This is a genomic window from Aquibium sp. A9E412, from assembly GCF_030398335.1.
In the GTDB taxonomy this organism is placed as follows: Bacteria; Pseudomonadota; Alphaproteobacteria; order Rhizobiales; family Rhizobiaceae; genus A9E412.
Map to the genome: position 1 here is coordinate 1 of NZ_JAOAOP010000086.1, position 13,624 is coordinate 13,624.

A 13,624-nucleotide genomic window follows, 5' to 3' on the forward strand; every position below is an offset into this window, starting at 1 on the left:
CGCGGCGCCGCGCCGGCCAGTGCGGCGAGCGGCTGCCGTCGGTCTATCGCGGCCTGCTGCGCGAGCGCCGCACGCGGCTCGAGCGCGACGCCGCACGGGTGACGCCGGCGGCCATCCTGCGCCGCACCGAGCGCGGCGGCCAGGCGCTCGCCGCGCTCGACATGCGCGGCGGGCGCGCCTTCCTCACCCTGGTCGAGCGCGCCCGCACGCGCCGCGACCAGGCGGTGCGGCTCGTCGAATCGCTGTCCTACAAGGCGGTGCTGGCGCGCGGCTTCGCGCTGGTGCGCGACGGCGCGGACCGGCCGGTTAAGCAGGCCGCGGCGGTCACGCCGGGCATGGCGCTGTCGATCGAGTTCGCCGACGCCGTCGTGCAGGCGGTCGCCGCCGACCGCGGCGGCACGACGCGGCCGGCGCGCAAGCCCGCCGCCCCGGCGCCGAAGAAGGACCAGGGCTCGCTGTTCTGACCGGCCTGACGGGCGAGGCCGGGACCTCTTCCACGGCGGTTTCCGCACACCGCGGACGGCCGGACCTCGGTCCGGCCGTCGTCGGGCCACCGCACGTCGCTCGGAAGGGCGCCAAAGCCGGTCTGCGCTTCATGCAATCGCAGATCGGCTTCAGCGTGTCGTCTCGACGCGTTTGCGGACGGCGAACCGGGGTCCACGTCGTCTGGAAACGCGCTAGATGATCCCCTGGTCGCGCAGGTCGGCCAGCTCGTCGGCGCCGATGCCGAGGACCTCGCCATAGATCTCGTCGTTGTCCTTGCCCGGCTGCTCGGCGCCGAGCCAGGCGACGTCGCCGGGCGTCTCCGACAGCTTGGGCGCCACGCCGGGCACCGCGATGTCGCCGAAGCGCTCGTCCTGGCGGCGTACGATCATGTCGCGCGCCTGGAAGTGCGGATCGGCGGCGATGTCGGCGATCGAGTAGATCGGTCCGCACACCACGCCGTGCTCTTCGAGGACGACGGTCAGCTCGTCCTTCGTCATGGTCCGCGTCCACTCGCCGATCATGCCGTCGAGGGTGGCCATGTTCTCGCCGCGCGCGATGTGCGAGACGAAGCGCGGGTCGTCGGCGAGCTCGGGCTGGCCCATCGCCTTGCAGAGCCGGCGGAACATCGGGTCGATGTTGGCCGCGATCACCATCCAGGCGCCGTCGGAGGTCTGGTAGATGTTGGACGGCGCCACGTTGGGCAGGCCGGTGCCGGAGGGCTGGCGCACCACGCCGCACTTGTCGTATTCGGGCAGCGTGCTTTCCAGCATCGAGAAGCAGCTTTCCACGATCGCCGCGTCGACCACCTGGCCCTTGCCGCCGCCGCCGGCGTCGCGCCAGTAGAGCGCCATCATCAGCCCCTCGAAGGCGAACATCGCCGTCAGCGTGTCGCCGAGCGAGATGCCGAAGCGCGGCGGCGGCTGGTCGGGAAAGCCGTTGATGTAGCGAATGCCGCCCATCGCCTCGCCGACGCTGGCGAAGCCCGGCCGGCCGGCGCTCGGGCCGGTCTGGCCGAAGCCCGACACGCGCACGATGACGAGCCGCGGGTTGACCGCGTGCAGCGCCTCCGGCCCCAGCTCCCACTTCTCCAGCGTGCCGGGCTTGAAGTTCTCGATCAGCGCGTCGGCGTCGGCGGCCAGCCGGCGCACCAGCTCGCGGCCGCGCGGGTTGCGCAGGTCGGCGGTCACCGACTTCTTGTTGCGCGCCAGCGTCGGCCACCACAGGCCGTGCCCGTTGTAGCGGTGATGGCCCCACTGGCGCATCGGGTCGCCCTTGACCGGCGGCTCCACCTTGATGACCTCGGCGCCGAAATCGGCGAGCCGGCTGCCGACGAACGGACCGGCGAGAAGCTGGCCGACCTCGATGGCGCGCACGCCCGTCAGCGGCCCCTTGCGCGTGCCGCTCTGCGGCGTCGCCCCGCCCGTCTCCGGATTCGCCGCCTGGCCCGTCGTTTCACTCGTCATTGCGCACTGACCTCCTGAACGCTGTCGATCTCGGCGAGGAAGCCGAGCAGAAGCTCGGAAAACCGTCCCCGCATCTCCTTGCCGGCGACCACGTGGGCCGCCCCTTCCAGCACCGCACCGCGGGCGCCGGGAATGCCGTCTTCGATGGGCTTCGTCAGCCGCGGACCCGTCACCATGTCGAGCGGGCAGTGCACGATCAGCGACGGCGCGGCGATGCGATCGAGCCGGCCCGTCACGTCGTGCGACAGGCAGGCCTGCATCAGCCGCTCATGCGCGGCGAGCCGGCCGTTGAGCTCGCGCCACGGGCCTTGCGGCCCGAGGATGCGGTGGTGGTTCTCGAGATAGAAGGTCTCCTCGAACGACCACAGGCACACCAGCTTCTGGAACGCGGCCCAGCCCATCTCGCGATGCACGTCGCGCAGCATCTCCATCTGATGGGTGAAGATCGCGTCGGGCTTTGCCCAGCAGCCCATGTTGACCATGCTGCGCACCAGGTCCGGCCTGGCGATGGCGATCTCCTGGGCGATGCAGGCGCCGATGCCGACCAGGCCGATCAGGTGCACGTCGCGCCAGCCGAGATGGTCGAGCAGGCCGGCCGCGTCCTCGGCGTAGAGCCTGGTGGTCGGTTCGACGCTCGCCTCGTCGTCGGAATCGCCGATGCCGCGGTGGTCGAAGATCGCCACCTGGTAGCGGTCGGTGAGGCCGCGCGCCAGGTGGCGCTCCTCGCCGTGGCAGAACGTGCCCCACCCGCCCATGCACAGCGCCGGCGGGCCGCTGCCATGGACCTCGTAGTACATCTGGTGACCGTTGATCGTGGCGACCGGCAATGGTTCCTCCATGGTTGTGCGAGGCGCGCCGGGCGCGCCGCCGCTGTCTGGCGCGCAAGGCGGGGCGCGCCGCGTCGTTCAGGCGGAGTGCGGGATCATCCCGTCAGGCGGGTGGGTGCGGCGCTGCGCGGCGGCGGCTGCGCCACCCGCCACTGGACCAGGCCGGCCGTGATGCCGAGCCGGGCGCACAGCGCCTTGAAGGCGAGCGTGCGGTCGGCCCGCGCCACCGGGAAGGCGAGCGACACCACCGCGCTGCGCGGCCGGCCGTCGGCGCCGAACAGCGCCACCGGCCGGTGATGCGCGGAGAGCCAGGCCTGCAGCGCGCGCAGCGCCCGCAGGCCGCGCTGCGGGTCCTCGCGCAGCGGCACGCTGACGACGATGATGTGCCAGCCGTCGGTTCCGCCGCCTTCGCTCATGGTCTGCCGCGTCCCGCATCGCTCAGCTTCCGAATTCCATCGGCTGGCGCCGCCGCACGAGCTGCGAGGCCGCCACGGCGAGAATCAGCCCGCCGCCGTAGAACAGGTCCTGCACGAAGTTGGGGATGCCGAAGATCTGCAGCCCCGAGATGCCGGTCGCCAGCAGGAAGACGCCGATGAAGGAGCCCCACGGGTTGAAGCGGCCGGGCACGATGCTGGTGGCGCCGAGGAAGGCGGCGGCGAAGGCCGGCAGCAGCAGGCCGAGCCGCGAGCTCGGATCGGCCGAGCCGTTGACGCCGACCGCCAGCACGCCGGCCAGCGCGGCGATCAGGCCCGAGCCGATCAGCGCGTAGGCGCGCACCGCGTTGACGCGGATGCCGGCCAGCCGCGCCACCTCGCGGGCGCGGCCGACGAACAGCAGCCGCCGGCCGGGCGTGGTGTATTCGAGATAGTACCAGATCGCCACGCACAGGATCAGCGCGTACCAGAACGACATCGACACGTTGAACAGCCGGGTCTGGTTGACCCATTCGATCAGCGTCGGGTTGGCGCCGAAGATCGAGATCGTGCGCGAGCCGCTGATCCACTTGCCGATGCCGATGACGAAGGTCGCCATGCCGAGCGTGACGATCAGCGAATGGATGCGGAAATACAGCACGAAGAAGGCGTTGAGCGCGCCGATCGCCGCACCCACGGCGAGCGCGATCACCACGGCGATCAGGGTCGGCGTGCCCATGGCGCCGACCAGGATGGCGAGCACCAGCGAGGCGAGCGTCATGGTGGCGGCGATCGACAGGTCGAAGTCGCCGGCCGTCAGCGGCAGCAGCAGGCCAAGGGTGAGGATCACCAGCACGCCCTGGGTGGAGAACATGGTGGCGAAGTTGCCGACGCTGAAGAAGCGCGACGAGCCGTAGACCAGGTTGTCGACCAGCGCGAAGGCGACGATCAGCAGGATCCAGATGCCGATGATCGCGTAGCGCTCGACGAACTGCTTCGACACGCCGGGCGCCGCCTTCGGCGCCGGCCGCGTCTCCTGCAGCATGCGCACCTTGCGCTCGAGCGCGGCGAGGCGGTCCTCGTAGGCGGCGATCGGGTCGTCGTTCCTGGCGTCCATGGCGGCGTTCGTCCCCGGGCTCAGTCGATCAGCGCGGTCTGGTTGAGCGCGAGACCGCTGTAGCAATGGTAGGTGATGGTCTCCTTGGTCACGTCGGTGCCGGTCAGCTCGGCCGCCACCCGGCCGTGCGCCATGACCAGCACGCGGTCGCAGATCTGGGCGAGCTGCTCGGCATCGGTGCTGGCGCAGATCACCACGGTGCCGTCCTTGGCGGCGCGGTCGATGGCGGCGAACACCTGCTGGCGCGCGCCCACGTCGACGCCCTGCGTCGGCTCGTCGAGCAGCAGCAGGCGCGGGCCGATCTCCAGCCACTTGGCGAGCAGCACCTTCTGCTGGTTGCCGCCGCTCAGGTTCTGCAGATACATCGCCGGATCGTTCGGCTTGACCTGGTGCTGCCGGCCGACCGTGGCCGACCACTCGCGCATGCCCGAGCGGCGCAGGCCGAGCGCGGCCATGAAGCGGTCGAGCGAGGGCAGCGTCAGATTGTCGGCGACCGGCAGCGAGCCGGCGCCCGAGGCGCCCAGCCGGTCGGCCGGCAGATAGGCGATGCCGCGCCGCACCGCGTCCTCCGGCGTCATGCGCGCCAGGTCGCTGCGCCGGCCGCCGATCGTCAGGCTGCCGGCATTGGCGTGCGCGGCGCCGTAGATCAGCGCCGGCACCTCGTCGAAGCCCGAGCCGATCAGCCCGGTCAGGCCGAGCACCTCGCCCTCGCCGAGGCGCAGCGTCAGGTCGCGGCAGACCGCTCCCGTCAGCCCCTCCACGACGACGGCGGGCTCGCCCTGCGGGCCGTCGCGATGGTCGGCGTGGAAGTGCTCGACGCGCTGGCCGACGATCATCTCGATGAAGTCCTGCGGCCGCGCCTCGTGCGTGACGACGGTGCCGGCGACGCGGCCGTCGCGCAGCACGGTGGCGCGGTCGGTGATGTCGAGGATCTCGTCGACGTCGTGGCTGACGAAGACGACGGAGGCGCCGTTCGCGACCACCTGGCGCACCAGGCCGAACAGCCGCTCGACGCCGGCGCGCGGCAGGAAGGGGGTCGGCTCGTCGAGCACCAGGATGCCGTGGCCGCCATGGCTTTCCTGCGCCGAGCGCACCTCCTCGAGCGCCCGCACGATGGCGACCAGGCAGCGGTCGACCTGCGGCAGCTCGGCGATCCGCGCGGTCGGCTCGATCGCCAGGTCGTAGTCGGCGAACAGGTTACGGATGCGCTCCGTCTCGCGCTGCCAGTCGATGTGCCAGTTGCGGCCGGTGGCGAAGTCGCTGAGACAGATGTTCTCGGTCACCGAGAGCGACGGCACCAGGCCGAGATGCTGGTGCACGAAGGCCAGCCCCAGCGAGCGGAACTGGCCGGGCGCCAGCGGCAGCGGCACGTCGCGGCCGTAAAGCCGCAGCCGGCCGCCCGGCGCCGGTTCGTGGAAGCCCGACAGGATCTTGATCAGCGTCGACTTGCCGGAGCCGTTCTGGCCCAGCAGGCCGTGCACCTCGCCCTGCCGGACGGTGAGCGAGACGCCGTCGAGAGCGACGGCGCCTCCGAACCGCTTGCTGAGATCGCGGATCTCGAGCGCCGGCACCTCATCAGAATGCTGCGACATGGCACCGGCTCCGGTGTGGCGGCCTCAGTCGAGGCCCCACAGCTTGCGGAAGCCGTTGACGTGGCCGTCGCCGTAGCCCTGGTCGTAGCCCGCCGGCACGCCCGCCGTCTCGACGTTGGAATCGTCGAAGATGTAGAGCGGCGTGTTGAGCTCGGTGACCTCGCCCTCGTCGCACAGCAGGCGCATGGTGCCGTCGATGCCGGCCCAGCCGACCCAGGCCAGGCTCTCGCCGACGTTCATCTCCACCAGGTCGCCGTCGCGCAGCAGGTCGAGCACGAACGGCGTGCCGTTGTAGGTGGCGATGCGCACGTCCTCGCGGTTCGACAGCGTCAGCGCCGGAACGATGAAGGCCGACATGGAATCGTAGATCGGCAGGATGTAGTTGATGTCCGGATCGGCGACCAGCGCCGACTGCACCTCCGGCTGGATCTGGCTGCCCCACTCGACGACCGGCACATTGACGTATTTGTGCTTGCAGTCGGGGCAGTTGGTGTCGAGATACTCCTGGATCGCCGCGACGAAGGGGCCGGTCGGGATGATCTCGTCGGAGCCGATGATGACGGCGTTGACGTTGCCGTCGGTCTTGTCCATCGCCCAGGCCGCCATCAGCTCGCCGGCGCGCGAATAGTTCATCGCGAAGTTGCCGTCGATCAGCTCGCTCGGCTCCTGCGTGACGTCGTAGAGATGCGTCGCGACGATCTTCACGCCGGCATCGCGCGCCTCGGCGAGCTGCGGGCCGATCGCCTCCGGCGGCACGCCGCCCTGGATGTCGATGACGTCGTAGCCGTCGGCGATCGCGGTCTGGATGGCCTGCACCCACTGGTCGATGTTGAGCTGGTTGTCGGAGACGGTGATGTCGAAGCCGACCGCCTCGGCCGCCTGCTTCTGCGCGTTGCCGATCTCGACGTTGAACGGGTTCTCCGTGGTCAGCGGGATGACGTAGACCTTCTTGTCGGCCATGCAGGCCTTGGCGTCGAACGCCTCGCCGGGGGCTTCGAATTTCGGCAGTTGGCGCGCCTCGTCGAGCAGCGCGCGCGCCTTGTCGAGGTTGGCCTCCTGCGCGCCGGCGGAGCCCGCGAACGCGAACGAGGCGGCCAGTATGGCCGCAGCCGAAGTCACACTTCCCTGTTTGAAGTCCATCGCCTGTCTCCTTGTTCCCCTCGTCCGGCAACGTTAGCACAGCGTTTCTCGGCAAACAATTGGTCTGGACAAACGGCGCGCTTTCAGATGCTATTCGGGAAGCAGGGTCTCGAATGCGGAGGAGACGTCGATGACATCTTGCGCTTTGATGCGGCCTGGCTCGCTGCCTGCCGCCTTCGGCGCGCCATGCGCCGCCGCCCGCCCGACGGTGCGGCCGATCAAAGATAACGTCTGAGAGGGGACGAGATATCCATGACCACTTCCGACGATCCGGTTCGCAGATACGAGGCCCGCATCGCCGAGCTGGAGGCCCGCCTGCGCCGCATGGAGCAGTTCGTGGGCTCCGGCCAGATGCCCGAGGGGGTCGAGGCCGTCGCCTCGCGCCCGGCCAGGCGCAGCGGCCAGGGCTACCGCCTCGGCATCGATGTCGGCGGCACCTTCACCGACCTGATGCTGATCGACGAGCGCTCCGGCAAGACCTATGTCGCCAAGGTGTCGTCGACGCCGAAGGACTCCTCGATCGGCGTGCTCAACGGCATCGAGAAGATCTGCCGCGAGGCCGGTGTCGATCCGGCCGAGATCAACCACGTCATGCACGGCACCACCGTCGCCACCAACACGGTGCTGACAGGCTCCGGCGCGCTGGTCGGCCTGGTGACGACGCGCGGCTACCGCCAGGTGCTGCAGATCGCCCGCTCCTACGTTCCCGGCGGCCTCGGCGGCTGGGTGATCTACAACAAGACCGACCCGCTGGCGCCGCTCGAGCTGACGGTCGAGGCGCATGAGCGCATCGGCGCCGACGGCACGGTGGTCGAGCCGCTCGACGAGCGGCGCATGCGCGAGGACCTGAAGGCGCTCAAGGAGGGCGGCATCGAGGCGCTCACCGTCAGCCTGTTCAACTCCTACGCCAACGGCGCGCACGAGCGGAAGATCCGCGACATCGCCGCCGATGTGCTGCCCGGCGTCCCCGTGTCGATCTCCTCGGAGGTGATGCCGGAGATGTACGAGTACGAGCGCACCGAGACGACGGTGGTCAACTCCTACATCCGGCCGGTCGTGTCCAACTACGTGGAGAACCTGCAGGCCGAGCTCGACCGCCGGATGAGCGGCGTGCACCTGCAGATCCTGCGCTCCGACGGCGGCCTGTCGTCCTCGCAGGCGGCCAAGTCCGCGCCGGTCAACCTGCTGATGTCGGGTCCGGCCGGCGGCGTGTCGGGCGCCATCTGGATCGCCAAGCAGTCGGGCTACGAGAACCTGCTGACCTTCGACATGGGCGGCACCTCGACCGACGTCGCGCTGATCGAGAGCGGCGTGGCGCAGAAGCGCCGCGAGACGCGCGTCGCCGACGTGACGGTGCGCGCGCCGTCGATCGACGTGCGCACGGTCGGCGCCGGCGGCGGCTCGATCGCCTATGTGCCGGAGCTCACCAAGGCGCTGCGCGTGGGGCCGCAGTCGGCCGGCGCCGATCCGGGACCGGCCGCCTACATGCGCGGCGGCGAGGAGCCGACGGTGACCGACGCCAACATCGTGCTCGGCTACCTGCCGGGTGCCGCGCGGCTCGGCGGCGACATGGCGATGGACGACTCGCTCGCCGCCAAGGCCGTGCAGAAGGTGGCCGACGCGCTCGGCCTGCCGCTCAAGCGCGCCGCCGAGGGCATCTACAACATCGTCAACGAGAACATGTTCGGCGCGCTGCGCCTGGTCTCGGTCGAGCAGGGCTACGACCCGCGCAACTTCGCGCTCATCGCCTTCGGCGGCGCCGGGCCGCTGCACGCCAACGCGCTGGCGCGGCTGATGGGCTCGTGGCCGGTCATCGTGCCGCCCGGTCCGGGCGTGCTGTGCGCCTCGGGCGACGCGACGACCAAGCTGCGCGACGAGGCCTCGCGCACGCTGGTCGTGCGCTTCGAGGCGACCAGCAACGGCGAGATCGCCGCCGCCCTCGACGAGCTCGCCGGACAGGCCGCCCAGAGTCTCGAGCGCGAGGGGCTGGGGCGCGGCGACCAGACGGTCGAGTACGAGATCGACCTGCGCTATTCGGGCCAGGGCACCGCGCTCAGCGTGACCATGTCGCCCGAGGAGTTCCGCCAGGAGGGTCTCGAGGGCGTCGGCCGGCGCTTCGACGCGCTGCACGAGCAGATGTTCACCTTCAACCTCGACCAGCCGCACGAGCTGGTCAATCTGCGCGCCGTGGTGCAGGGCCGCGAGACGATGGTCTCCGCCCGCGAGATGGAAAGCGGCACCGGCGATCCGGCGCGCGCGGTGACGGCAGAGACGACGGTGTATGTCGACGGCCAGGACCGCCAGGCCAAGATCTACGCGCGCGACCGGCTGATGGCCGGCGACCGCGTGCCGGGCCCGGCCATCGTCACCGAGATGGACGCCACCACGCTCATCCTGCCGGACCACTATGCCGAGGTCGACCGGGTCGGCAGCCTGCTGATCCGCCCGGTCAACTGAGCACGCGAACAAGGGGAACGAGACCATGCCGGCAAAGATCATCCAGACCAACCCGAAGCCCTTCGAGCGCGTCGAGGTCGAGCCGATCACGCTCGACCTGATCGAGAACGCGCTGCGCAACGCGCGCACGGAGATGGACGCGGTGCTGTTCCGCACCGCCATGTCGCCGGGCATCCGCGAGCAGCACGACGCCTTCCCGATGATCGCCAACTCGGCGGGCAAGATGGTGGTCGGCCAGTTCGGCTCCTTCATCTGGGGCTTCACCGAAGGCTATGACGGCGACATCGAGGAAGGCGACATCTTCCTGACCAACGACCCGTATTCGTGCAACGGCGCGGTCAGCCACCTGAACGACTGGCTGACCATGAAGCCGATCTTCCGCGACGGCCGGCTGGTCGCCTGGGGCGCGATGTTCGGCCATCTGACCGACGTCGGCGGCCGCGTGCCCGGCAGCCTGCCGACCGACGCGCACATGATCTACGAGGAGGGCATCCAGATCCCGCCGGTCAAGATCTACCGGCGCGGCGAGGTCAACCAGGAGGTGCTCAACCTGTGCCTGCGCAACACGCGCACGGAGGAGTGGAACCGGTCGGACTTCAACGCCATCGTCGCCGCCCTGCGGCTGGCCGAGCGGCGCGTGCACGAGATCTGCGACCGTTTCGGCGACGACATGTTCTACTCGGCGATGGAGGACATGCTCGACCGCAACTACCAGGCGATGAAGGCGATCATCCACATGGTGATCCCCGAATCGCAGAACAAGTTCTACTTCGAGGACTACATCGACGACGACGGCATCGGCATGGGCCCCTACAAGGTGGCCTGCAGCCTGTGGCGCGAGGGCGACGTCGCCATCTTCGACTTCGAGGGCACCGACCCGCAGTCGGTGAGCTCGGTGAACTTTCTCCTCAACGAGGAGATGTTCAAGATGTTTCTCGGCGCCTTCACCATCAACCTGTTCGACCCGCAGATCCTGTTCAACGACGGCTTCTATCCGCTGGTCGAGGTGCGCATCCCCAAGGGCACGATCCTCAAGCCGGTGCGGCCGGCCGCGCTCAGTTGCCGCACGCACATGCTCGGCCGCATCTTCGACATCATGGGCGGCCTGCTCGGCCAGGGCGCGCCCGACGCGCTCAACGCCGCCGGCTTCTCCGACAGCCCGCACTTCATGTATTCGGGCTACAACAAGGACGGCGAGTGGTACCAGCTCTACCAGATCGGCTTCGGCGGCATTCCCGGCCGGCCGGTCGGCGACGGGCCGGACGGCCACTCGCTGTGGCCGGCCTTCATGAACGTGCCGAACGAGTTCCTGGAGGCCTATTTCCCGCTGCGCATCGTCACCTACGAGACGATCCCCGATTCCGGCGGCGCCGGCCTGCACCGCGGCGGCAACGGCGTGTCGCTCGGCTACCAGTTCCTCGAGCCGGGCGAGATCTCGATCCACGACGACCGCTGGCTGACCTATCCCTGGGGCGTCAATGGCGGCCAGCCGGGCGGCCGCTCGACCAAGCTGATGGTGCGCAAGGACGGCAGCAAGGAGCATCTGCCGTCGAAGTGCGACAAGGTGAAGGTCGAGCCCGGCGACACGCTCTACTTCAACACCTGGGGCGGCGGCGGCTGGGGCGATCCGCTCAAGCGCGACGCCTGGAAGGTGGCGCAGGACGCCAAGCGCGGGCTGGTCAGCCGCGAGGGCGCCTTCCGCTACGGCGTCGTGCTGCGCGACGACCTGACGGTCGACGAGGGCGAGACCAAGCGGCTGCGTGAGCGCATGGCCGGCGAGCGCGGCGAGATCGGCATGTTCGACCGCGGCGGCACGGTCGAGGAGCTCAAGGCGCGCTGCAAGGCCGAGACCCATCTCGACCCGCCGTCGGCGCCGGTCTTCCAGAAGTGGATGCGCCGCGACGCCGCGGTCGCGGCGGAATAGCGTGGCCGAAGAGACTTCGGGGAGCGAGCCGACGACGGCCGATCCGGTCGATCCGGATCGGCTCTCGGCCGACGTGGCGCGCGTGCTCGACCGGCTGGCCGGGGGCGGCGTCGCGATCCTGCCGCTCGACGTGGCCTATGCGGTGGTGGCCGCGCGCGAGGCGGGCATCCGGCGCATCTTCGCGGCCAAGCGGCGCTCCTACGACAAGCCGTCCGGCCTGTTCGGCGACTGGCGGCTGTCGCGCGAGCTGCACGTGATGGACGACGACCGCCACGCCATGGTGCGCACGATCGTGCAGGAGGAGGGGCTGCCGTTCTCCGTCGTCGCGCCGTTTAGGGCTGACCACCCGCTCATCGCCGGCGTCGATCCCTTCGTGCTCGCCTCCTCGACCAAGGCCGGCACGCTCGACATGCTGCTCAACGCCGGCCAGGCGCACGACGCGGTGGCGCGCCAGTCGCGCGAGCGCGCCATGCCGGTGTTCGGCTCGTCGGCCAACACCTCGCTCGCCGGCTCGAAGTACCGCTTCGCCGACATCGAGGACGAGGTGCGCCGGGCCGCCGACATCCACCTCGACCACGGCCGCTCGAAATACGCCAACGAGGCGGGCCGCTCGAGCACGATCATCGATTTCCGCGACTTCACCGTGATCCGCGTCGGCGTGTGCTTCGACCGGCTGGCGGACGCCTTCTCGCGGCGCTTCGGCGTCGCGCTCACCATGACCGAAAGGACAGCCCGATGAGTGATGCCTATCAGGCCGCCGGCTACCAGGCCGGCCAGCGCATCGGCTTCGGCGACAAGCCCGGAGTCGTGGTGGTCGATTTCCAGACCGCCTTCACCGATCCGCAGTTCCCGCTGGGCCGCAGCCCGATGATCCACGGCGCCGTCGACCAGACGGTCAAGCTGCTCAAGGCGGCGCGGGCGGCCGGCGCGCCGGTCGCCAACGTCTACACCGCCTATTCGAGCGCGCGCGACGCACCCTACTGGAAGATCCCCACGGTGGTGAACGACTTCCACCACGGCAAGCCGGGCACCGAGCTCGACCCGCGCATCCACGATGCCGGCTACGACGCCGTGTTCTGCAAGACCGGACCGTCGGTCTTCTTCCAGACCGCGATCGTCTCCTACTTCGCCAAGGAGCGGGTCGACACGGTGTTCGTCGTCGGCTGCACGACGTCGGGCTGCATCCGCGCCAGCGTCATCGACGCCTTCTCCTACGGTTACCGGGTGATGGTGCCGGAGCCCTGCGTCGGCGACATGGACGAGGGCCCGCACCGCGACAACCTGCGCGACGTCGGCCGGCGTTACTGCGACGTGCTCGCGCTGGACGAATCGCTCGACTATCTCGAGCAGGTGCGCCGCCGCAACGACCGCTGAGGCCGCCGGCGCGGCGCGCCGGCCGTGCTATCCGAACAGGCGGAGGAAGGAGCGGCGGCCGGCCGGTTCCGGCGCGGCGCCGACGGCGTTCTCCAGCGCGTCGAGGGTGCGCGCCAGCAGCCGGTCGCGCTCCTCGATCTCCTTCTTGGAGTCGCTGCTGGCGCGGTAGGCGCGCTCCAGCGCGTCGAGCGAGCGCTCCAGCATGGTGTCGTACTTGGCGAGCGTGGCCGCGACGTCCGCCGGCACCGTCGCCTCGCCGGCGGCCGGCTGCGCCGCCGGCCGGGCGCGCGTCAGCGCCTCCTGGTTGCGCAGCGATTCCTCCAGCAGCGTCAGCGTGCGGTCGAGGCTGCCCTGCAGCGCCGCCTTGTCGCGGGTGAGCTGCTCGGCGCGCACGATGGCGCGGTCGAGCAGTTCCAGCACCCGCTCCACCGCCTCGGCCCCGAGCGCGCCGCGCCGCTCGCCCTGCGAAGTCTCGGGCGCCGCCTTGCGCGCGACGGCCTCGTAGCGGTCGAGCATCGCCATCTGGCGCTCGACCATGCGTTCCAGCGCCGCGACCGTCTCGTCGCGGCGTGCCAGCTCGGCGCCGAGCCGCTCGACGTCGGTGGCTTCGGAGGACTGCATCGGCGTCTCCACTGTCGCACCGCGGCGGACCGGCGGACGGTCGGCGCGGGCACTCGAAACATGCGGACAATTTTACCGCTTATGGTTGACAAAGGGTAACCGGTCGCCGTCATCGCCACGGCAGTGAATCCGGGTTAACGCGGCAAGGGCTGGAGGATGTGAGCGAGGTATTGGTTGTTTCTGGCAGCGCGTTTTCTGCGCAGTCTGATG

At 70.1% G+C, this 13,624-nt stretch carries 12 protein-coding genes; 5 read left to right on the forward strand and 7 right to left on the reverse strand.

Translation table 11 applies throughout. From position 1 onward, the window contains the following. Nucleotides 1–464, forward strand: a 464-nt coding sequence (locus N1F89_RS18960; RefSeq protein ID WP_290085995.1) for an exodeoxyribonuclease VII large subunit, incomplete at its 5' end; no start/stop codon positions are given. A gap of 213 nt (nt 465–677) precedes the next feature. Here N1F89_RS18960 and N1F89_RS18965 read toward each other — a convergent pair. From N1F89_RS18965 to N1F89_RS18990, 6 genes are all read right to left on the reverse strand, one after another. Further along, nucleotides 678–1,949, reverse strand: coding sequence for a CaiB/BaiF CoA-transferase family protein (locus tag N1F89_RS18965; RefSeq protein ID WP_290085996.1), 1,272 nt, complete (start codon nt 1,947–1,949; stop codon nt 678–680). After that, nucleotides 1,946–2,776 (reverse strand): alpha/beta hydrolase, encoded by an 831-nt coding sequence (locus tag N1F89_RS18970; protein ID WP_290085997.1) that lies wholly within the window; start codon nt 2,774–2,776, stop codon nt 1,946–1,948. Before N1F89_RS18970 ends, N1F89_RS18965 begins: the two co-directional genes overlap by 4 nt. Before the next feature lie 95 nt (nt 2,777–2,871). Further along, a complete protein-coding gene (locus tag N1F89_RS18975) occupies nt 2,872–3,192 on the reverse strand; it encodes a hypothetical protein (protein ID WP_290085998.1) in 321 nt (106 codons plus the stop codon). Nucleotides 3,193–3,214: 22 nt separating this feature from the next. Beyond that, on the reverse strand, nt 3,215–4,306 hold the full coding sequence (locus N1F89_RS18980; protein WP_290086000.1) for an ABC transporter permease: 1,092 nt from the start codon (nt 4,304–4,306) through the stop codon (nt 3,215–3,217). 20 nt (nt 4,307–4,326) lie between these two features. Further along, the gene (locus N1F89_RS18985; protein ID WP_290086001.1) at nt 4,327–5,898 is read right to left on the reverse strand and encodes a sugar ABC transporter ATP-binding protein; all 1,572 of its coding nucleotides are present in this window, start codon (nt 5,896–5,898) and stop codon (nt 4,327–4,329) included. Nucleotides 5,899–5,922: 24 nt separating this feature from the next. After that, complete coding sequence (locus N1F89_RS18990) at nt 5,923–7,038, reverse strand: sugar ABC transporter substrate-binding protein (RefSeq protein WP_290086002.1); 1,116 nt, start codon at nt 7,036–7,038, stop codon at nt 5,923–5,925. Nucleotides 7,039–7,290: 252 nt separating this feature from the next. On the opposite strand from N1F89_RS18990, the gene N1F89_RS18995 reads away from it, so the two are divergent. The 4 genes from N1F89_RS18995 to N1F89_RS19010 are packed head-to-tail and all read left to right on the forward strand — an operon-like array spanning nt 7,291 to nt 12,793. After that, on the forward strand, nt 7,291–9,495 hold the full coding sequence (locus N1F89_RS18995; protein ID WP_290086003.1) for a hydantoinase/oxoprolinase family protein: 2,205 nt from the start codon (nt 7,291–7,293) through the stop codon (nt 9,493–9,495). A gap of 25 nt (nt 9,496–9,520) precedes the next feature. Then, on the forward strand, nt 9,521–11,419 hold the full coding sequence (locus N1F89_RS19000; RefSeq protein WP_290086004.1) for a hydantoinase B/oxoprolinase family protein: 1,899 nt from the start codon (nt 9,521–9,523) through the stop codon (nt 11,417–11,419). 1 nt (nt 11,420) lies between these two features. Further along, nucleotides 11,421–12,158: a Sua5/YciO/YrdC/YwlC family protein gene (locus tag N1F89_RS19005; RefSeq protein WP_290086005.1), complete on the forward strand. Its 738-nt coding sequence runs from the start codon at nt 11,421–11,423 to the stop codon at nt 12,156–12,158. Further along, nucleotides 12,155–12,793, forward strand: coding sequence for an isochorismatase family protein (locus N1F89_RS19010; RefSeq protein WP_290086006.1), 639 nt, complete (start codon nt 12,155–12,157; stop codon nt 12,791–12,793). Before N1F89_RS19005 ends, N1F89_RS19010 begins: the two co-directional genes overlap by 4 nt. A 27-nt stretch (nt 12,794–12,820) precedes the next feature. Here N1F89_RS19010 and N1F89_RS19015 read toward each other — a convergent pair whose 3' ends face one another. Then, nucleotides 12,821–13,414, reverse strand: coding sequence for a hypothetical protein (locus tag N1F89_RS19015; protein ID WP_290086008.1), 594 nt, complete (start codon nt 13,412–13,414; stop codon nt 12,821–12,823). Between the last annotated feature and the right edge of the window lie 210 nt (nt 13,415–13,624).